Origin of the sequence: Streptococcus sp. HMSC061E03, assembly GCF_001813505.1 — a bacterium.
GTDB lineage: Bacteria > Bacillota > Bacilli > Lactobacillales > Streptococcaceae > Streptococcus.
This window is the reverse complement of the sequence record NZ_KV812802.1, coordinates 104771-124186: the sequence shown is the minus strand read 5'-3', so window position 1 is coordinate 124186 and position 19416 is coordinate 104771. Positions and strand designations below refer to the sequence as shown.

Sequence of the window (19416 nt, the reverse complement as noted above, 5' to 3'; positions counted from 1 at the left end):
CGCGCGACAACTATATTAGTATATCATGACCTACCCTTACTGTCAATACTTTTTTCCAAAAAAATTTATTTTTTTGAAAGTTTTTTTTGAAAGTAATAAAGAAAAGCCTGTAAAAAGGCTTTTCTATTAGTCTAGTTCTTTGGTAATGATAAGAAATTTTTCTTCCTTGTAGCCTCTTTTCATTAAACCTGCTTCAGCTATGTCTAGAAGATCTTTTGAAAAGGATTGGATCGCTTCTTTTTCTTCTTTACTTAGAATTTTCTTTGAATATTTCTTTCTAAGTTTTCGATAGTCCTGTTCTTCATTTTTAAAAAATGAAGAATCTTCTAAATAGTTTTCCAGTTTTTCTAATTCTACAAACAAGCCCAACTCAAAGGCAATCGGGGCAAAGGTGGTTTCTAACGGTTGCGTACAAACACTTCTAAATTCCACAGTCCCACGAGCAGTTAAATCTTGAAATTGGTAACTTCGATGTTGTTTTAGATCTTCTTTTACAGGCTTAATGATCTTCTCATTTCCATCAGCCGTATAGGCTGTAATTTCTTTTTGATCTAGATAATCTTCCACTCGAATTGGTTTAAAATAATATGATTTGCCCCCTCTAGTTGCTGTAAAAATAGCCGTTTTAGCGAGATTATTAAAAAACTCTTCTTCGCTTTGGTAATCCTTAGGATAAATCCCTACATTTTCCTTATAATAACCATGTAAGGATTCTTCCCAGAAAATATCTCTAGCAATTTTTGTATCCCAAGCCTCTGCTGAAAATTCTGAGTTAGAAAACAAATATGCTTTTGCTGCTTCAATTTTATTAAATGCATTAATGATGCGAATATAATTATCGCGCCTTACATCCAATTGAACCTGGTTTCCGCATATAAATGCTCCGTACGAAGGATAGGAGTGTGTCTTCATCCCTGTACCATTCATTGCAAGGAAAGCCATTAACATCTTGTATCGTTCGATTTTCACTGGGCTATTATCATTTTCTTTCCACAAAGGATGGATTCCGTGCCCTTGAATTTCGTGATTATTTTCTTGTAAAATCGGTTGAATGATCTTCAAATAGTCCTCAAAACGTTTGCCCACCTCATTTATAGAACGAGCTCTCTCAAATGCAAATTCAATTGTATTGTAACTCAACTCGAATAGAATACGATCTTTAGAAGAGCAGTGAATCAATTGAATGGGATTTTGATTGTCATCTATTTTTTCAACTTCAAAATCTGATAAGTTTGCTAAGATTCGAAAAAGATTTTTCGTCACCTCTATATTTGTTTTGTTTCCATTTGTTTCTACAATCGGAAACTCTAATTCAACTCCGACAAAGAGTTCCGAATCCTCTTTCATATTACTAAGGTACTTCTCTTTTAGTAATTTAATTGCTTGTTGTTTTGTCATTGAATCCTTTTTCTTCTATTGGAGATATGGGTTCCATTATATCATTTTTTGCTATTCTCGACTACTCATGAAAAGCAAGACAAAACGCCTGCTTACGAAATTGTTTTAAATTAAAGCAATTTCGTAAACAAGCGTCTACCATTCATTCAATATGATGAGTGTTCCCGCTGGGGAAAATCCCCAGCGGTAGACCAGAGCTAGACTAAGAATAACAGTGTATTCCATCATCATAACACTCAACAAAATTGATGATATTATACCAATTCGATGATAGCCATTGGCGCAGCATCACCACGACGTGGTTCAGTTTTAAGGATACGAGTATATCCACCATTGCGCTCAGCATAACGAGGTGCTAATTCAGAGAACAATTTTTGAAGTGCAGTTGTTTCTGAGTATTTACCTGTTTCTTCATCAAAGTTTTGTGATGCAACTTCGTTACGTACGAATGCAGCAGCTTGACGACGTGCATGCAAATCACCACGTTTACCCAAAGTAATCATTTTTTCAACTGATTTACGGATTTCTTTCGCACGTGCTTCAGTTGTTACAATTGCTTCATTGATGATAAGATCTGTAGTCAAATCGCGAAGCATCGCTTTACGTTGTGAGCTAGTGCGTCCTAGTTTACGGTAAGCCATGTATTCCTCCTCTATTTATCGTTTTTTAACCCAAGGCCTAAGTCGGCAAGTTTGATTTTAACTTCTTCAAGACTCTTACGTCCTAAGTTACGAACTTTCATCATTTCTGCTTCTGATTTTTCAGTCAAATCGTAAACAGTATTGATGCCAGCACGTTTCAAACAGTTATATGAACGAACTGAAAGATCTAATTCTTCGATTGTACGTTCTAAAATGCGATCATCAGAAGTTGTATCTACTTCTTTCATAACATCTGTTGCAATAGCAATTTCAGTTAAGTTTGTAAATAGATTTAGGTGTTCTGTCAAAATACGGGCAGACAAACCTAAGGCATCTTCTGGAATAATAGTCCCATTTGTCAAAATTTCAAGGGTTAGCTTGTCAAATCCATCGTTGCTACCAACGCGAGCTGGTTCAACTTGGTAATTGACTTTTGTCACTGGCGTATAGATTGAATCTACAGCAAGTGTTCCCACTGGTGCATCATCTTTTTTGTTTTGATCAGCCGGAACATAGCCACGTCCACTGTTTACAGTAAGCGTCGCTTTCAAAGATGCTCCTTCTCCGATCGTAAATAGATAATGATCAGGGTTTACAATTTCGATGTCACTATCCGTAAGAATGTCACCGGCAGTTACTTCTGCTGGTCCTTCTACATCAAGTTCAATAATCTTTTCGTCTTGGACGTAAGATTTAACGGCGATTCCTTTAACGTTAAGAATAATTTGCATAACGTCTTCACGGACTCCTGGAACCGTATCAAATTCGTGGAGTACACCTTCAATATTGATTGAAGTAACAGCCGCACCTGGAAGTGAAGCTAGAAGTACACGACGAAGTGAGTTTCCAAGTGTTGTACCATAGCCACGTTCAAGTGGTTCTACGACAAACACGCCATAATCTTTGTTTTCATCAATTTTTGTTATATTTGGTTTTTCAAACTCAATCATTTGCTATACTCCCTCTTAAACGAAAAGCTGTGTAATTGTTGATGATTATACACGGCGACGTTTTGGAGGACGAGCACCATTGTGTGGTACAGGAGTTACATCGCGGATTGCAGTTACTTCAAGACCAGCAGCAGCAAGTGCACGAATAGCAGACTCACGACCTGAACCAGGACCTTTAACAGTTACTTCAACAGATTTAAGTCCGTGTTCTTGAGCAGCTTTTGCAGCAGCTTCTGATGCCATTTGAGCAGCAAATGGTGTAGATTTACGAGAACCTTTAAATCCAAGTGCACCTGCAGATGACCAAGCGATTGCGTTACCATGCACATCAGTAATCATAACAATTGTGTTGTTAAATGTAGCGTGAATATGAGCAATACCAGATTCGATATTCTTTTTCACACGACGTTTACGTGTTGGTTTAGCCAAGATTTTTACCTCCTTATTTTATTTTATTTTTTCTTACCTGCAATCGCAACAGCTTTACCTTTACGAGTGCGAGCATTGTTTTTAGTGTTTTGTCCACGAACTGGAAGTCCACGACGGTGACGGATACCACGGTATGAACCGATTTCCATCAAGCGTTTGATGTTCAAGTTTACTTCACGACGAAGGTCACCTTCAACTTTGATTGCGTCAACTTCACGACGGATAGCATCTTCTTGATCTGGTGTAAGATCGCGAACACGAATATCTTCAGAAACGCCTGCAGCAGCAAGGATTTTCTTAGATGTTGGAAGTCCGATACCGTACACATAAGTCAATGAAATTACTACACGTTTGTCATTTGGAATGTCAACTCCAGCAATACGAGCCATGTTTTCTCCTTTCTATCTTATCCTTGACGTTGTTTGTGTTTTGGATTTGCTGGGCAAATTACCATAACACGACCATTACGACGAATTACTTTACAGTATTCGCAAATTGGTTTGACCGATGGTCTTACTTTCATTTTTATCCCTCCAAGTTTTTCGATTATTTAAAGCGGTATGTGATACGTCCACGTGTCAAATCGTACGGACTCATCTCCACTGTAACACGATCTCCCGCTAAAATACGAATATAGTTTTTACGAATTTTACCAGAAACTGTTGCTAAAATCTGATGTCCATTTTCAAGTTCAACCGTAAACATAGCATTCGGCATTGTATCGACTACTTTGCCTTCTACTTCAATCACATCGTCTTTTGCCACGCAAAAGTACCTCCATAAATTTCGATTCATTCCTCTGAGCACAGAGGTAACAATTATAAGTCAGACTAACTAATTGTAACACTAGTTGTCCAATATTGCAAGCATGAAAAACGCTTTTATTTCAAATTTGACAAGACTTTTTCAATGTCTGAAAATACATCATTGATATCTTGGTTCCCTTGGATGTCATGTACGAGTCCTTTTGAACGATAAAATTCAATGATTGGTTCTCCTTGTGCAATATTGACGTCCAAACGACGTTTAACCGTTTCTGGTTTGTCATCTTCACGTTGGTAGAAATCATGACCTTGACAGTTATCACAAGTTCCTTCAACTTTTGTAGGATTAAATACTTTGTGGTAAGTTGCGCCACAAGTACGGCAGATGAAACGACCACTCAAACGTTCTAACAAACTTTCTGGGTTAACTTCAATATTGATAACACCTTCTAATGTGATACCAAGATCTGACAAAGTTTGATCCAAGGCATGAGCTTGTTCAATTGTACGTGGGTAGCCATCCAAAAGGAAACCTGTTTCTTTAATATCATCTTGAGCAAGGCGTTCTTTCACAATTCCATTGGTTACTTCATCTGGTACCAACTCACCTTTATCAATGTATGATTTTGCAAGTACACCCATTTCAGTTTGATTAGCCATCGCTGCGCGGAACATATCTCCAGTGGAGATGTGCGCTACGTGAAACTCTTCAACGATTTTAGCTGCTTGAGTTCCTTTACCTGCTCCAGGCAACCCCATAATTAAAAGATTCATGATGAATTCTCCTTATTTTGTTTTTAAATGGAAGCAGGAGCGAATTCCTATTTCCATTTAAAAACAAAATAGAAGGCTGACAAAGTCAACCTTATTCTATTCTGTTGTTGTGTCCATAAATCCGACATACTTACGTTTTAATAAGTAGCCTTCTAATTGTTTCATTCCCTCAATACCTGTTGAAATAATGATTAACAAACTAGTTCCTCCAAGAGCAACTGCATCTGTCAAACCAAATAAATCTCGAGCTAGGATTGGAATGATGGTAATAAAGCCAAGGAATACTGATCCGACACTTGCTAAACGACGTAGCAAACGAGACATAAACTCTTCTGTCCCCTTACCAGGGCGGACGCCTGGGATATAGGCACCACTCTTTTGAAGGTTTTCTGCCGTTTTTTCAGGATTGATCTGAACAAACGTGTAGAAGAAGGTGAAGAGAATGATCAGTAAGGCATACATTGCCACACCAGTTGGTGTGTTTGTAGCCAACATGGCTTGAGCTGTTTTCACCCATCCTGCATTGTAACCCATAGCGCTAATCACTTGGAAAATTGCAGCAGGCGCTGCTGTAATCGAACTAGCGAAGATGACAGGAATAACTCCTGCTGGGTTTACTTTCAAAGGAAGGTAAGAACTTGATGGAGCTCCTTGTGCAATCTTTGTATATTGGATTGGAATCTTGTATTGTGCTTGCTCTACAAAGGTTGTAAAGTAAACAATAACCAAGACAGCAAGGATTAGTACCCCAACAAAAATGAGGGAATTGGTCATTTGACCAGAACGAACGTTCACAAATGCATTTTCATAGATTTCTTTAATCATCTCAGGAATCGATGACACAATCCCTGCAAAGATAATCATTGATACACCATTACCGTAGCCTTTATCTGTGATTTGTTCTCCAAGCCAAGTCACAATCATGGAACCGGTCGTTAGAATCGCACCGATTAATAGATAGGTCTTGGTATTTGGAGTTGCGACTAATTTCGCCTGAGACAAGGTGTGGAAGGTTGCTGTAATCCCGATGGATTGAACAAAGGCTAGAACCAAAGAAATATAGCGTGTTGCTTGGTTAAGCTTTCTTCGACCAACTTCCCCTTGTTTGCCCCATTCAACAAACTTAGGTAACAGATCCATTTGCAAAAGTTGCACGACGATCGAAGCTGTGATGTATGGGCTAACCCCTAATGCGAAAACTGAGAAGTTCCTCATGGCATTCCCAGAAACCAAACTGAGCATGTTCAAGAAGGACACATCTTGAAGGTTGTTCAGAATTTTCGCATTTACACCAGGCACTGTAATCGTGGTCCCAATGCGGAAAACAAGAATGATGAAGATCGTAAATAAAATCTTCGACCGTACTTGTTTCACCTTAAATGCATCTTTTAATAATTTAAAAAACATAGGTCACCTCACTTAGATGACTTCAACTGAACCACCTTTAGCAGTGATAGCTTCTTCAGCTGATTTAGAGAATTTAGCTGCTTTAACAGTCAACTTCTTAGTCAATTCTCCGTTACCAAGAATTTTGATACCTGATTTTTCAGCTTTTACAATTCCTGATTCTACAAGTACTACTGGAGTTACTTCAGCACCATCTTCAAAGGCGTTCAATTGATCAAGGTTCACAATAGCATATTCTTTAGCGTTGATGTTTGTAAATCCACGTTTTGGAAGACGACGGAACAATGGAGTTTGTCCACCTTCAAAACCAAGACGTACACCGCCACCGCTACGAGCTTTTTGACCTTTTTGACCACGGCCAGAAGTTTTACCATTACCAGATGAAGTACCACGACCAACACGGTTGCGGACTTTACGTGAACCTGTAGCAGGTTGTAATTCATGAAGTTTCATTATTAATTTTCTCCTCTTTTGTAAATTGCTAACGCATGTAATCAGGAAAAGGTGTCCTAACTACAAACTCGCCTATACTTATATTTAGTTTTAGGGGATGAGAACCTCTCATACCCCTGAAAACTTTGTTTCTATTTTTAAATAGATTATTTTACTTCTTCAACTGTTACCAAGTGAGATACAGCAGTGATCATACCACGTACTGCTGGGTTATCTTCTTTAATAACAGAGCTGTTCAATTTGCCAAGTCCAAGTGCTACAACAGTTTTACGTTGTGACGGGATGCGTCCGATTGGAGACTTAGTCAAAGTAATTTTAATTTGAGCCATTTGAATCTCCTTTCTTAAGCCAAGTCAGAAACTGAAATACCACGAAGGGCAGCAACTTCATCAGCGCGTTTCAATTGTGCCAAACCGTTAACAGTTGCACGAACGATGTTGATTGGAGTGTTTGATCCAAGTGATTTAGATGTAACATCTGCAATACCTGCCAATTCGACAACGGCACGAACTGCTCCACCTGCAGCAACCCCAGCCCCTTCGATAGCTGGTTTCAACAATACACGAGCTCCACCAAATACTGATGTTACTTCGTGTGGAATTGTTGTTCCAACCATAGGAACTTCGATCAAGTTTTTCTTAGCATCTTCAACAGCCTTACGGATTGCTTCTGGAACTTCTTGAGCTTTACCAGTACCAAATCCAACACGGCCATTACGGTCACCAACAACTACAAGAGCTGCAAAACGAAGACGACGTCCACCTTTAACAACTTTTGTTACACGGTTGATGGCAACTACGCGTTCTTCAAGTTCAACTGCATTATCTTTAAATGCCATTTTCTAGTGTCCTCCTATTAGAATTTCAATCCGTTTTCACGAGCTGCATCAGCCAAAGCTTTAACACGTCCGTGATATAGATATCCACCGCGGTCGAACACCACTTCAGAAATACCTTTAGCAACTGCACGTTCAGCAACAAGTTTGCCGACAACAACGGCTTGTTCAGTTTTAGTTCCTTTTGAAACTTCTTTGTCAAGAGTTGAAGCGCTTGCGAGCGTTACACCCGCTACGTCATCAATCACTTGAGCGTAGATGCCTGTATTAGAACGGAATACGTTCAAACGTGGGCGATCAGCAGTTCCAGAGAGTTTTCCGCGAACGCGACGGTGGCGTTTTTGACGGATTTTGTTTTTATCTGGTTTCGAAATCACAATTTTCACCTCTTAATTTTAAAATCATGTGCTAAGCACTGAGTTGGTAAGATGAAGGTTGGTTGAAAAACAACCAAACTACATTATTTACCTGTTTTACCTTCTTTGCGGCGAACGTATTCACCAACATAACGGATCCCTTTACCTTTGTATGGTTCAGGTGAACGAAGGCTACGTACATAAGCAGCTGTTTGACCAACTACTTCTTTTGAAATTCCGCTAACAACGATTGTTGTTGGATTTGGAAGTTCAAAAGTAATTCCTTCTGGAGCTTCAACTTCGTCTGGGTGTGATTTACCAACAGCCAAAACAAGTTTTGATCCTTGAAGTTGTGCACGGTATCCAACCCCGCGCATTTCAAGTTCTTTCTTGAATCCTTCTGATACACCAGTAACCATGTTGTTCAAAAGGGCACGAGTTGTTCCGTGGATTGTTTTCATTTCTTTTGAATCGTTTGGACGGTGAAGTGTTACTTCAGTACCTTCCACACGGATTTCAATATCTTTTGAGAACTCACGAGTAAGTTCTCCTTTAGGTCCTTTTACAGTTACAACGTTGTCATTGTTAGTGATTTCAACACCAGCAGGCAACACGATAACTTTATTACCAATACGTGACATGTTTTTTATTCTCCTGTTAAATTGTCAGGCCTTTACGGGCCAGTTTTCACGGGGTTTAAATCTTTTTGATTTAAAAGTTAATGTTTAGGTCTCATTTTCTAAGTAAATCAAGGCATTGTCTCGCAGACATAACTTTGGGTTAGGCAAGAGACAATAACGAAGAGTCACAACGAAATTGGGAACTAAATATTACCAAACGTAAGCGATAACTTCCCCACCAACGTTCTTTTGGCGTGCTTCTTTATCAGTAAGCAAACCTTCAGAAGTTGAAAGGATAGCAATTCCAAGTCCGTTAAGAACTTTTGGAAGATCTTCACGTTTTTTGTAAACACGCAAACCTGGTTTAGATACACGTTTCAAGTTTGTGATAACTTTTTCACCGTTTTGTCCGTATTTCAAGAATACACGGATGATGCCTTGTTTGTCATCTTCGATGAATTCAACGTTTTTTACAAAACCTTCGCGTTTAAGGATTTCAGCAATCCCTTTTTTGATGTTTGATGCAGGTACTTCAAGTACTTCGTGTTTTGCTTGGTTAGCGTTACGAATACGTGTAAGGAAGTCTGCGATTGGGTCAGTCATAACCATTATAATTTCTCCTCTTACTAGTAGTTTGCAAGTTGCACTTGCTAGTTAATACATGATACAGAGAGCGTAACAGCGAGAGCAAAAATAGGCAATTTGATGCAGGGAGCGATGCTCCAAAGAAAATTGGTCTTTTTTGCCAAAGCTGTAGCTCGTGTTCAAATTGGCAAGCCCAACTGAACCCGGGCTAAACTCTGTGTGAAAAAGATAAACTTTCCTAGAAACTAAAGTTTCTTCGTCAAGTTTCCTATTTCCACTTGGAGTTTTAACGCCCTTGATATCTTAAATTACCAAGATGCTTTTGTGACACCTGGGATTTGACCTTTGTATGCCAATTCACGGAAGCAAACACGGCAAAGTTTAAACTTGCGGTAAACTGAGTGTGGACGTCCACAACGTTCACAGCGAGTGTATGCTTGAGTAGAGAACTTCGCTGGGCGTTTGTTCTTAGCAATCATAGATTTTTTAGCCATTAGTTTTACCTCCTATATTATTTTGCAAACGGCATACCGAGGCCAGTAAGCAATGCACGTGATTCTTCGTCTGTGTTCGCTGTAGTTACGATTACGATATCCAAACCACGAGTTTTATCAACATCATCAAAGTTGATTTCTGGGAAGATCAATTGTTCTTTCACACCAAGTGTGTAGTTTCCGCGTCCATCAAATGATTTTGTTGGAACACCATGGAAGTCACGTACACGTGGAAGTGAAACTGTTACCAATTTATCCAAGAATTCGTACATACGTTCACCACGAAGGGTAACTTTTGCACCGATCGCAACACCTTCACGAAGACGGAAGCCGGCGATTGATTTTTTAGCCTTAGTGATCAATGGTTTTTGACCTGAGATCAAAGCAAGCTCTTCAGCAGCTTTTTCAAGGTTTTTAGCATTTGATACTGCATCACCAACACCCATGTTCAAAACGATTTTATCAACTTTTGGCACAGCCATAACTGATGAATAGTTGAACTGTTCAGTCAATGATGGTACTACTTTATTAAGGTATTTTTCTTTTAAACGATTAGCCATTATACTTCTCCTTTCCTTCGTGATTAGTCAAGCACTTCGCCTGATTTTTTGTTGTAGCGAACTTTTTTGCCGTCTACAAATTTGTAGCCAACACGTCCAGCAACACCGTTTTTGTCCAAAACTTGTACGTTAGAAGCATGGATAGGAGCTTCTTTTTCAACGATTGCACCTTGAGGGTTTTCGTTATTTGGACGTTGGTGTTTCTTGATGATGTTTACACCTTCTACAACAACTTTATTTACTTTTGGAAGAGCAGTAAGAACAACAGCTTCTACGCCTTTGTCTTTACCAGCGATAACGCGAACTTTGTCGCCTTTTTTTACAAACATTTTATTCTCCTTTTATTCTTACGCCCGATGGGCACCCTGGCTGAGCCAGGGGACTGTGTTTGTTTTTTTATTGATTAAAGTACTTCTGGAGCAAGTGATACGATCTTCATGAATCCACCGTCACGCAATTCACGTGCAACTGGGCCAAAGATACGAGTTCCGCGAGGAGTTTTGTCGTCACGGATGATCACTGCTGCATTTTCGTCGAACTTGATGTATGAACCATCTTTACGACGAGCACCTGATTTAGTACGAACGATAACAGCTTTTACAACGTCACCTTTCTTAACCGCACCACCAGGAGTAGCTTGTTTTACAGATGCAACGATTACATCACCGATGCTCGCGAATTTACGTTTTGAACCACCAAGAACTTTGATTGTCAAGATTTCGCGTGCGCCACTGTTGTCAGCGACTTTCAAACGAGTTTCTGTTTGAATCATTTACGTTTTCTCCTTTCAGGTATGATTAGATGATGACCGCTTCTTCAACGACTTCTACAAGACGGAAGCGTTTTGTAGCTGAAAGCGGACGAGTTTCCATGATACGAACGATATCGCCTTCTTTAGCAACATTGTTTTCATCATGAGCTTTGTATTTTTTAGAATAGTTGATACGTTTACCATAGACTGGGTGGTTACGTTTAGTTTCAACTACAACTGTGATTGTTTTGTCCATTTTGTCAGACACAACGCGTCCAACAAGAACTTTACGATTATTGCGTTCCATTGAAATTCTCCTTCCCTAGTCTATTATTTAGCTTCTGATTGAACAGTTTTGATACGAGCGATTTGTTTTTTCACTTCTTTCAAACGTCCAGTTTGTTCCAATTGACCAGCAGCCGCTTGGAAACGAAGTTCAAACAATTCTTTCTTCAATTCATTTTCACGCTTCGCGAGTTCTTCTTGAGAAAGACCACGAAGTTCTTTAACAAATTCTTTTACTTCTGTAAGTTTCATGACCTCTCCTTATTCTGCTTCACGTTTCACAAATTTAGTTTTAACTGGCAATTTGTGGCTAGCAAGACGAAGCGCTTCGCGTGCGATCTCTTCAGATACACCAGCAATTTCGAACATCACTTTACCACGTTTAACTGGTGCTACCCAACCTTCAGGAGCCCCTTTACCAGATCCCATACGTACCCCGATAGCTTTAGCGGTGTATGATTTGTGTGGGAAAATCTTAATCCAAACTTTACCACCACGTTTCATGTAACGAGTCATGGCGATACGAGCAGCTTCGATTTGACGGTTTGTGATCCAGTGGCTAGTTGTAGCTTGAAGACCGTATTCACCGAATGCTACTTCTTTTCCACCTTTTGCTTCACCGCGCATTTTACCACGGAATTCGCGACGGTGTTTTACACGTTTAGGTACTAACATTGGTTATTTACCTCCTTTAGCGTCTTTACGAGCTGGAAGAACTTCACCACGGTAGATCCATACTTTAACACCAAGTTTACCGTAAGTAGTGTCTGCTTCTTCCCAAGCGTAATCGATATCAGCGCGAAGTGTGTGGAGTGGAACAGTTCCTTCAGAGTATCCTTCTGCACGGGCAATATCTGCACCGTTCAAACGACCTGATACTTGAGTTTTGATTCCTTTAGCTCCAGCACGCATAGCACGTTGGATCGCTTGTTTTTGTGCACGACGGAAAGCAACACGTTGTTCCAATTGACGAGCGATTCCTTCACCAACAAGGTGAGCATCCAAGTCAGGACGTTTGATCTCAATGATGTTGATGTGTACTTGTTTACCAGTCAATTTGTTAAGAGCTGCACGAAGTGCATCAACGTTTGCTCCACCTTTACCAATAACCATACCTGGTTTAGCAGTGTGAAGAGAAACGTTAACTTTGTTTACTGCGCGTTCGATTTCAATAGTTGAAACGGCTGCGTCAGCCAATTCTTTTTGAATGAATTTACGGATTGCAAGATCTTCATGAAGGTAATCCGCGTATTCTTTTTCAGCATACCATTTGGCATCCCAATCACGGATGATACCAACACGCATACCAATTGGATGTACTTTTTGACCCACGAGTTTACCTCCTTATTTTTCTGCAACAGCTACTGTGATGTGAGCTGTACGTTTGTTGATTGGTGAAGCTGAACCTTTCGCACGTGGACGGAAACGTTTCATTGTTGGTCCTTCGTTTGCGAATGCTTCAGATACTACCAAGTTAGCTTTTTCCAAACCAAAGTTGTTTTCAGCGTTTGCTACTGCTGAGTTCAACACTTTAAGGATGATCCCTGCAGCTTTGTTTGGTGTGAATGTCAAAATAGCGATGGCATCGGCTACGCTTTTACCACGGATGTTGTCAAGAACAAGACGTGATTTACGAGGTGAAACACGCACTGTACGAGCCATTGCTTTAGCTGAAGTAATTTCTGCCATTTATGTTCTCCTTATTTTCTACGTGTCTTCTTGTCGTCTGCCGCGTGACCTTTGTAAGTACGAGTTGGTGCAAATTCACCAAGCTTGTGACCTACCATGTCTTCTTGGATGTAAACAGGTACATGTTTACGTCCATCATAAACTGCGATAGTGTATCCGATGAAACTTGGGAAGATCGTTGAACGACGTGACCAAGTTTTAATTACTTTTTTCTTTTCGTCGTTTGCTTGAGCTTCAACTTTTTTCATCAAATGCTCATCGACGAAAGGTCCTTTTTTAAGACTACGTCCCATTTTGTAATTTTCTCCTTTAAAATTTAGTACCACAGCGGCTTGCGCTGCTATGCAGCGCTACCGAGCTGGCGGAAAGTGTAAGCTAGTTGCTTATGATTATTTTTGGTTGCGACGACGAACGATAAGTTTGTCAGATTTCGCTTTCTTGTTACGAGTTTTAAGACCAAGCGCAGGTTTACCCCAAGGAGTAGATGGCGCTTTACGTCCAACTGGTGCTTTACCTTCACCACCACCGTGTGGGTGATCATTCGGGTTCATTACAGAACCGCGAACTGTAGGGCGAACACCTTTCCAGCGGTTACGTCCCGCTTTGCCAAGGTTAACAAGTCCATGTTGTTCATTTCCGACAACACCAACTGTAGCACGGCAAGTTCCAAGAATCATACGAACTTCGCCTGATTGAAGACGAACAAGTACATATTTACCTTCAGAACCCAATACTTGAGCAGAAGCTCCAGCAGCACGTACCAATTCTCCACCTTTACCAGGTTTCAATTCGATGTTGTGGATCAAAGTACCAACCGGGATGTTAGCAAGTGGAAGAGCATTTCCGACTTTGATATCTGCTTCTGGTCCTGATACGATGCGTTGACCTACTTCAAGACCTTTAGGGGCAATGATGTAAGCTTTCACACCGTCAGTGTAGTGTACAAGCGCGATGTTAGCTGAGCGGTTTGGATCGTATTCGATCGTTTTAACGACTGCTTCAACTCCATCTTTGTTACGTTTGAAATCGATCAAACGGTAATGACGTTTGTGTCCACCACCTTGGTGACGAACAGTGATACGACCGTTGTTGTTACGACCTGCTTTGTTTTTAAGAGAAACAAGCAAAGTTTTCTCAGGTGTGTTTGTTGTGATTTCAGCGAAATCCAAAGAAGTCATATTACGGCGACCGTTTGTTGTTGGTTTATAAACACGAATTCCCACGATATTTCCTCCTTAGATTATTCAGCTTCAGTAGCAAACAACTCGATTGCTTTAGAATCAGCTGCAAGCGTGATGATAGCTTTTTTAGTTTTTGAAGTAAAACCAGTGTAACGTCCAACGCGTTTTGCTTTAGGTTTTACGTTTACAGTGTTCACATTCGCAACTTTTACACCTTCAAACGCAGCTTCAACAGCTTGTTTGATCAAAAGTTTGTGAGCGCGAGTGTCAACTTCGAATACATATTTGCCTGCTTCAAGTTGAGCCATTGACTTTTCAGTGATAACAGGTTTTTTGATAACATCATACAAATTCATTATGCAAGAACCTCCTCGATTTTAGAGATAGCTGCTTGAGTAACAAGAAGTTTGTCACTATTTGCGATGTCAAGAACACTTGCAGTTGTAGCAGTCGCAACTTTCACGTTTGGAAGGTTACGAGCTGAAAGAGCTGCGAATTCGTTTCCTTCTTCAAGAATAACAAGGACTTTAGAATCGATGCTCAAAGCTGCAAGAACTTTTGCAAATTCAGCAGTTTTTGGAGCTGTAAATTCAAGAGAATCAACGGCTACAAATTTGTTTTCAGCAACTTTTTCTGAGTAAACAGATTTAAGTGCAAGGCGACGAACTTTTTGAGGAAGTTTGTACGCATAGCTACGTGGAGTTGGTCCGAAGACGATTCCACCACCACGCCATTGTGGAGAGCGGATAGAACCTTGACGAGCACGTCCAGTTCCTTTTTGACGCCATGGTTTGCGTCCGCCACCTGAAACGGCTGAACGGTTTTTAACTGCGTGAGTTCCTTGACGAAGGCTAGCACGTTGGCTGATGATCACATCAAATACAACTGCTTGGTTTGGTTCGATACCAAAGATCGCATCGTTAAGAACAACTTCGCCCGCTTGTTTACCAGTTTGGTCGAATAATGTTACATTTGCCATTTTGACTGTATTCCCCTTTCCTTATTATTTACCAGCTTTAACTGCTGACTTGATAGTGATAAGAGATTTCTTAGCACCTGGTACGTTACCTTTGATAAGGATAACGTTCTTTTCTGGAACAACTTGTACAACTTCAAGGTTTTGAATTGTTACACGATCGCCACCCATACGTCCTGCAAGGTTTTTACCTTTGAATACGCGGTTAGGTGCAACAGGTCCCATAGAACCTGGACGACGGTGGTAACGAGAACCGTGAGCCATTGGTCCACGTGATTGTCCGTGGCGTTTGATAACACCTTGGAAACCTTTACCTTTAGAAGTACCAGTTACATCAACAATGTCTCCAGCTTCGAAAGTGTCAACTGTGATTTCAGCACCAACTTCCAAGCCTTCAACGTTTTTGAATTCACGAATGAAGCGCTTAGGAGCCGTGTTAGCTTTTGCTACATGTCCTTTAGCAGGTTTGTTGCTCAATACTTCGCGTTTGTCATCGAAACCAACTTGGATAGCGTTGTAACCATCTGTTTCAACAGTTTTAACTTGAAGAACAACGTTTGGAGTTGCTTCGATAACTGTTACAGGGATCAATTCGCCAGCTTCAGTGAAGATTTGAGTCATTCCCACTTTTTTCCCTAAGATTCCTTTTGTCATGAGAAAATAGTTCCTTTTCTATAGTTTTTTATTCAAAAAGTTTTTAACGAGCGTTTTTTATGCTCTGGATCAAGCTTTAGATTAAAGTTTGATTTCTACGTTTACACCACTTGGAAGATCCAATTTCATCAAAGCGTCAACTGTTTTTTGAGTTGGGTTGATGATGTCGATCAAACGTTTGTGTGTACGCATTTCGAATTGTTCGCGAGAATCTTTGTATTTGTGAGTCGCACGAATGATTGTGTAGAGGCTACGTTCAGTTGGAAGTGGGATTGGACCCGCAACTTGTGCACCTGTACGAGTAGCTGATTCTACGATTTTTGCAGCCGCTGTGTCGAGTGTACGGTGTTCGTACGCTTTCAAACGGATGCGGATTTTTTTGTTTGCCATCTTTTTCTCCTTTTCGTCTATTTAAGATAATAGGCTAGCTCCACAAGAAAACCGACGCGCGTTGCGTGGCAATGCAACCGAGCGTGTCGCAACCTCTTGCATCAAAGCTAATAGCTGTTTTTCACAGCACCATAGTAGTTTAACACAAACAAAGGCCCAATGCAAGGGATTTGAGAAGATTTTTTTCGTTTTTTTGATGAAAGTGTTTTCGAAAGAAATTGAGTGCTAAAAAAGTTGCTATTATATAGGAAAAAGGGAGCGAGACAGAACAAATTTATATCCAATTTGTTCGTCGTCTCGCCCCCGCACAGTTGATTAGGTTATCTTTGGAGCTTAACAAGCGAACAAAGATACCAATCAACCACTGCGTCTAGCAGTTATTCCTATTATTCTCAGATGGCTGTAGTCTTTTTTCTTCCTATTTATCTATTTCTAGAAATTCCGTCCTGATTTGTTATAGCCATATTTTTCTACGAAATGCTCACGGAATTCTAAGAGATTGTCATCCATGATGGCTTTACGGACCTGCTTCATGAGGTTGATCAAGAAATACAAGTTGTGGTAGCTAGTCAAGCGAATACCGAAGGTTTCATCTGCCTTGAGGAGGTGGCGAAGATAAGCCCGGGTGTAATTCTTACAAGTGTAGCAATCACATTCGGGATCCAGCGGTGTAAAGTCTTCTGCAAATTGCGCATTTTTCACTACCAGGCGTCCTTGGCTAGTCATACAGGTACCATTTCGCGCAATCCGCGTCGGCAAGACACAGTCAAACATGTCCACTCCACGAATAACGCCATCAATCAGACTGTCTGGAGCTCCTACTCCCATGAGATAGCGCGGCTTGTTCTCTGGTAAGAGCGGAGTTGTGAAATCTAGTACCGCATTCATCTCTTCATGGCTTTCCCCAACAGCTAAGCCACCGATGGAATAGCCTGGAAAGTCCATGCCGACCAAATCTTGAGCAGACTGACGGCGTAAGTCTTCAAATCCAGCCCCTTGGACAATCCCGAAAAGACCTTGATCATGAGGGCGACGGTGAGCCTTTAGGCCACGTTCTGCCCAACGACTGGTCCGTTCGATTGATTTCTTCACATAATCATAGGGTTGATAGAACTGAGGGCATTCATCAAAGGACATCATGATGTCGCTTCCTAGATTGTTTTGGATGGAGATGGCCTTTTCTGGAGAGAGGAACATCTTCGAGCCGTTGAGGTGGTTTTTAAAGGTTACCCCTTCTTCAGTGATATTGCGGGTATCCGCTAATGAATAGACCTGGAAGCCTCCACTATCTGTCAAAATCGGCTGGTCCCAGTTCATGAACTGGTGCAGTCCTCCTGCTTTTGCGACCAAGTCGTCCCCGGGACGAAGCCAGAGATGGTAGGTGTTGGCCAAGATAATGCCGGAACCCATTTCCTTGAGTTCTTCTGGCGATTGGGTCTTAACGGTTGCCTGAGTCCCTACAGGCATAAACATTGGGGTTGGGAAGGTCCCGTGAGGGGTGATAATTTCTCCCAGACGAGCACCTGTATGCTTTTCTTTTTTGATTAATCGATATTGAATCGGTGAATCTGTCATGGTTACCTCCGTACTGGGAAAAACAGTCCCAGCCTTCTTATTCCTGTCACAGTTTTCCTGTGAGCACCTGTACGATTGTACCAAATTTTACCAGCTCTGTCACGGACTTATGTTATAATAAAAAGTACTACTATGAAGAGAGTGTCATCTATGAACCTTAAACTGATTCGCTTCCGGGCACGTACCATGCAAATCCAGCAACCGGGCTTAGCTATCCTTTTTGCTCTTCCGGTCCTGTTGACCATTCTTGCTAACTTTCTCTTAAGTGGGCAAGATCTGGTCGATCTACTACCGGATATGACCTTGCAGCAAGCAAGTATCTACATGATCCAGCGACAGCTCTTTCCTTCTGTCGTCTCCTTTGTCATCTCCATTTTAGTGGTCGGTGCAACTTTTAGCTATTTAGATACGATTAATCCCAAGATCGAACACCGAACACGCGTCATAGATATCTTTAAACAAGATCGCTTTACCTCTGTATTTGCCACCTTGATCTTGAAGCAAGCCGTCCTCTTTTTATGGGGACTCATCCTCTATGTGGGGAGTCTCATCAGCACCTACGCTAGCATTCGATTTTTGGCGATCTACGATAAGGTGAGTAACCCTAGCACTTTGAGTGCTTCCAGTCCTGAATTCCAATCTCTCATGCAACAAATGCCTCTGATGACTGCTGGCGTCGTACTTGGCCTGATCGGCCTCCTCTTTTACCTGCCACAATACTACAGTCTTAGCCTGGTCGAATTGATCCTCTACGAGCAATTACGAGACGGCGACTACAAGGGAGCCTTTGGAGTCCTTCGCCAAAGTCGTGAAACCATGAAAGGGTTCCGCAGCAATCGCTTGGTGCTCGATCTAACCTTGATTGGTTGGTACTTCTTGAATTACTTCACGCGCGATGTCATCGGCTTTTATACCATGCCTTACTTTATCAACTGCCAAATTGCATTTTATGATCAAATCAAGCAGATTAAACAAGGGCCGCGCCATTTTACAGGCCATCCAAGCCATGAAGCTAAATAAGAGTAATAAGAAAACCCCAGTTTCCTGCTGGGGTTTTCTTCTATAATTTTACTGTCAATTTCTTGTCAGTCATACTCCGTATAGGGATGCACCCAAGATTAATCGGGTGTGTTCCCGTTTGATACAGCGGTTCATGACAATATCTTCTCGTCCAGCTCCACGAAGGATTTCTTCTGCTTCTTGATTTTCCAGTCCCAATTGTGCCCAGAAAATTTTCGCATCCGTCTCAATAAAATCACGCGCCACATCTGGCAAAAACTCACTGCGACGATATACATCAACGATATCTACTGGGAAAGGAATCTCCTGTAAGCTAGCATACACCGTTTCTCCAAGGATCTGGCCTCCAGCTGCGCGGGGGTTGACAGGAATAATCCGATAGCCCCGCTCTTGCATCTCCTTGCTGACACGATGACTGGTTGTGTCTTCACGATCAGATAATCCAACTACAGCGATGATCTTGCTGGTTTCTAGGTAATGTTTGATAATGCCATCACTAGGGTTGCGAAATGAATAAGCCATAAGAATCTCCTTTTGTATGCGTTTCCTTTCTTTAAATAGTATAACAATCCGGAGGGCATTGCAAGTGTTTGTCGTTAAAAGAGAGTGGGACAGAAATCGGTAATTCG

33 protein-coding genes are annotated in these 19416 nt (G+C 41.1%); 1 reads left to right on the top strand and 32 read right to left on the bottom strand.

The window, feature by feature from the left end:
* Positions 1-126: 126 nt before the first annotated feature.
* The 31 genes from HMPREF2917_RS10675 to tgt form a co-directional block, all read right to left on the bottom strand.
* Positions 127-1398, bottom strand: a complete 1272-nt coding sequence (locus HMPREF2917_RS10675; protein ID WP_070590756.1) for a glutamate-cysteine ligase family protein — start codon at positions 1396-1398, stop codon at positions 127-129.
* 254 nt (positions 1399-1652) lie between these two features.
* Positions 1653-2039, bottom strand: coding sequence for a 50S ribosomal protein L17 (rplQ, locus tag HMPREF2917_RS10670; protein ID WP_003002399.1), 387 nt, complete (start codon positions 2037-2039; stop codon positions 1653-1655).
* Between the two features lie 11 nt (positions 2040-2050).
* The gene (locus tag HMPREF2917_RS10665; RefSeq protein WP_003009635.1) at positions 2051-2989 is read right to left on the bottom strand and encodes a DNA-directed RNA polymerase subunit alpha; all 939 of its coding nucleotides are present in this window, start codon (positions 2987-2989) and stop codon (positions 2051-2053) included.
* A gap of 45 nt (positions 2990-3034) precedes the next feature.
* Positions 3035-3418 carry a 30S ribosomal protein S11 gene (gene rpsK / locus HMPREF2917_RS10660; RefSeq protein ID WP_003002390.1) on the bottom strand — a complete coding sequence of 128 codons (384 nt, stop codon included), beginning with the start codon at positions 3416-3418 and terminating at the stop codon, positions 3035-3037.
* Between the two features lie 23 nt (positions 3419-3441).
* Positions 3442-3807, bottom strand: a complete 366-nt coding sequence (rpsM, locus tag HMPREF2917_RS10655) for a 30S ribosomal protein S13 (RefSeq protein ID WP_003009631.1) — start codon at positions 3805-3807, stop codon at positions 3442-3444.
* A 17-nt stretch (positions 3808-3824) separates the two neighbouring features.
* Positions 3825-3941, bottom strand: a complete 117-nt coding sequence (gene rpmJ / locus HMPREF2917_RS11020; RefSeq protein WP_001808836.1) for a 50S ribosomal protein L36 — start codon at positions 3939-3941, stop codon at positions 3825-3827.
* Positions 3942-3964: 23 nt separating this feature from the next.
* A complete protein-coding gene (gene infA / locus HMPREF2917_RS10650; RefSeq protein ID WP_001029883.1) occupies positions 3965-4183 on the bottom strand; it encodes a translation initiation factor IF-1 in 219 nt (72 codons plus the stop codon).
* A gap of 116 nt (positions 4184-4299) precedes the next feature.
* The gene (locus HMPREF2917_RS10645) at positions 4300-4956 is read right to left on the bottom strand and encodes an adenylate kinase (RefSeq protein WP_003017039.1); all 657 of its coding nucleotides are present in this window, start codon (positions 4954-4956) and stop codon (positions 4300-4302) included.
* Between the two features lie 96 nt (positions 4957-5052).
* Entirely contained in the window at positions 5053-6363 is a 1311-nt protein-coding gene (secY, locus tag HMPREF2917_RS10640) for a preprotein translocase subunit SecY (RefSeq protein ID WP_023920186.1), read from the bottom strand.
* 12 nt (positions 6364-6375) lie between these two features.
* Positions 6376-6816, bottom strand: coding sequence for a 50S ribosomal protein L15 (gene rplO, locus HMPREF2917_RS10635; RefSeq protein WP_003002405.1), 441 nt, complete (start codon positions 6814-6816; stop codon positions 6376-6378).
* A 146-nt stretch (positions 6817-6962) separates the two neighbouring features.
* Positions 6963-7145, bottom strand: coding sequence for a 50S ribosomal protein L30 (gene rpmD / locus HMPREF2917_RS10630; RefSeq protein ID WP_002894509.1), 183 nt, complete (start codon positions 7143-7145; stop codon positions 6963-6965).
* Between the two features lie 14 nt (positions 7146-7159).
* Complete coding sequence (gene rpsE / locus HMPREF2917_RS10625; protein ID WP_003009617.1) at positions 7160-7654, bottom strand: 30S ribosomal protein S5; 495 nt, start codon at positions 7652-7654, stop codon at positions 7160-7162.
* Between the two features lie 17 nt (positions 7655-7671).
* Positions 7672-8028 carry a 50S ribosomal protein L18 gene (rplR, locus tag HMPREF2917_RS10620; protein ID WP_003010871.1) on the bottom strand — a complete coding sequence of 119 codons (357 nt, stop codon included), beginning with the start codon at positions 8026-8028 and terminating at the stop codon, positions 7672-7674.
* 83 nt (positions 8029-8111) lie between these two features.
* Positions 8112-8648 (bottom strand): 50S ribosomal protein L6, encoded by a 537-nt coding sequence (rplF, locus tag HMPREF2917_RS10615; RefSeq protein WP_003009612.1) that lies wholly within the window; start codon positions 8646-8648, stop codon positions 8112-8114.
* A 189-nt stretch (positions 8649-8837) separates the two neighbouring features.
* Positions 8838-9236, bottom strand: a complete 399-nt coding sequence (gene rpsH / locus HMPREF2917_RS10610) for a 30S ribosomal protein S8 (protein WP_003010897.1) — start codon at positions 9234-9236, stop codon at positions 8838-8840.
* A 284-nt stretch (positions 9237-9520) separates the two neighbouring features.
* Positions 9521-9706 (bottom strand): type Z 30S ribosomal protein S14, encoded by a 186-nt coding sequence (locus tag HMPREF2917_RS10605; RefSeq protein ID WP_001085699.1) that lies wholly within the window; start codon positions 9704-9706, stop codon positions 9521-9523.
* 17 nt (positions 9707-9723) lie between these two features.
* Positions 9724-10266, bottom strand: a complete 543-nt coding sequence (rplE, locus tag HMPREF2917_RS10600) for a 50S ribosomal protein L5 (RefSeq protein WP_070590753.1) — start codon at positions 10264-10266, stop codon at positions 9724-9726.
* A 23-nt stretch (positions 10267-10289) separates the two neighbouring features.
* On the bottom strand, positions 10290-10595 hold the full coding sequence (rplX, locus tag HMPREF2917_RS10595) for a 50S ribosomal protein L24 (RefSeq protein ID WP_003002315.1): 306 nt from the start codon (positions 10593-10595) through the stop codon (positions 10290-10292).
* Between the two features lie 74 nt (positions 10596-10669).
* The gene (gene rplN, locus HMPREF2917_RS10590) at positions 10670-11038 is read right to left on the bottom strand and encodes a 50S ribosomal protein L14 (protein WP_003002384.1); all 369 of its coding nucleotides are present in this window, start codon (positions 11036-11038) and stop codon (positions 10670-10672) included.
* Between the two features lie 25 nt (positions 11039-11063).
* Positions 11064-11324, bottom strand: a complete 261-nt coding sequence (rpsQ, locus tag HMPREF2917_RS10585) for a 30S ribosomal protein S17 (RefSeq protein WP_000440801.1) — start codon at positions 11322-11324, stop codon at positions 11064-11066.
* Positions 11325-11347: 23 nt separating this feature from the next.
* Positions 11348-11554, bottom strand: coding sequence for a 50S ribosomal protein L29 (rpmC, locus tag HMPREF2917_RS10580; RefSeq protein WP_003002350.1), 207 nt, complete (start codon positions 11552-11554; stop codon positions 11348-11350).
* 9 nt (positions 11555-11563) lie between these two features.
* Entirely contained in the window at positions 11564-11977 is a 414-nt protein-coding gene (gene rplP, locus HMPREF2917_RS10575) for a 50S ribosomal protein L16 (RefSeq protein WP_000960947.1), read from the bottom strand.
* Between the two features lie 3 nt (positions 11978-11980).
* Entirely contained in the window at positions 11981-12634 is a 654-nt protein-coding gene (gene rpsC, locus HMPREF2917_RS10570; RefSeq protein ID WP_003002336.1) for a 30S ribosomal protein S3, read from the bottom strand.
* Between the two features lie 12 nt (positions 12635-12646).
* A complete protein-coding gene (rplV, locus tag HMPREF2917_RS10565) occupies positions 12647-12991 on the bottom strand; it encodes a 50S ribosomal protein L22 (protein ID WP_000818139.1) in 345 nt (114 codons plus the stop codon).
* Between the two features lie 11 nt (positions 12992-13002).
* Positions 13003-13284 carry a 30S ribosomal protein S19 gene (rpsS, locus tag HMPREF2917_RS10560; RefSeq protein ID WP_000533766.1) on the bottom strand — a complete coding sequence of 94 codons (282 nt, stop codon included), beginning with the start codon at positions 13282-13284 and terminating at the stop codon, positions 13003-13005.
* Positions 13285-13380: 96 nt separating this feature from the next.
* Positions 13381-14214 carry a 50S ribosomal protein L2 gene (gene rplB / locus HMPREF2917_RS10555; RefSeq protein WP_000512900.1) on the bottom strand — a complete coding sequence of 278 codons (834 nt, stop codon included), beginning with the start codon at positions 14212-14214 and terminating at the stop codon, positions 13381-13383.
* A gap of 17 nt (positions 14215-14231) precedes the next feature.
* Positions 14232-14528 carry a 50S ribosomal protein L23 gene (locus HMPREF2917_RS10550; protein WP_003009593.1) on the bottom strand — a complete coding sequence of 99 codons (297 nt, stop codon included), beginning with the start codon at positions 14526-14528 and terminating at the stop codon, positions 14232-14234.
* A complete protein-coding gene (gene rplD, locus HMPREF2917_RS10545; RefSeq protein ID WP_003009591.1) occupies positions 14528-15151 on the bottom strand; it encodes a 50S ribosomal protein L4 in 624 nt (207 codons plus the stop codon). Before rplD ends, HMPREF2917_RS10550 begins: the two co-directional genes overlap by 1 nt.
* Positions 15152-15175: 24 nt before the next feature.
* On the bottom strand, positions 15176-15802 hold the full coding sequence (gene rplC / locus HMPREF2917_RS10540) for a 50S ribosomal protein L3 (protein ID WP_003010846.1): 627 nt from the start codon (positions 15800-15802) through the stop codon (positions 15176-15178).
* Positions 15803-15883: 81 nt separating this feature from the next.
* On the bottom strand, positions 15884-16192 hold the full coding sequence (rpsJ, locus tag HMPREF2917_RS10535; RefSeq protein ID WP_003009585.1) for a 30S ribosomal protein S10: 309 nt from the start codon (positions 16190-16192) through the stop codon (positions 15884-15886).
* A gap of 432 nt (positions 16193-16624) precedes the next feature.
* Entirely contained in the window at positions 16625-17767 is a 1143-nt protein-coding gene (tgt, locus tag HMPREF2917_RS10530; protein WP_070590751.1) for a tRNA guanosine(34) transglycosylase Tgt, read from the bottom strand.
* 150 nt (positions 17768-17917) lie between these two features.
* Between tgt and HMPREF2917_RS10525 the strand changes: the two genes are divergently transcribed.
* Entirely contained in the window at positions 17918-18787 is an 870-nt protein-coding gene (locus HMPREF2917_RS10525; RefSeq protein WP_070590748.1) for a DUF975 family protein, read from the top strand.
* Positions 18788-18856: 69 nt separating this feature from the next.
* On the opposite strand, the gene HMPREF2917_RS10520 is transcribed toward HMPREF2917_RS10525, so the two are convergent.
* On the bottom strand, positions 18857-19309 hold the full coding sequence (locus HMPREF2917_RS10520) for a CoA-binding protein (protein WP_070590745.1): 453 nt from the start codon (positions 19307-19309) through the stop codon (positions 18857-18859).
* Positions 19310-19416: the final 107 nt, after the last annotated feature.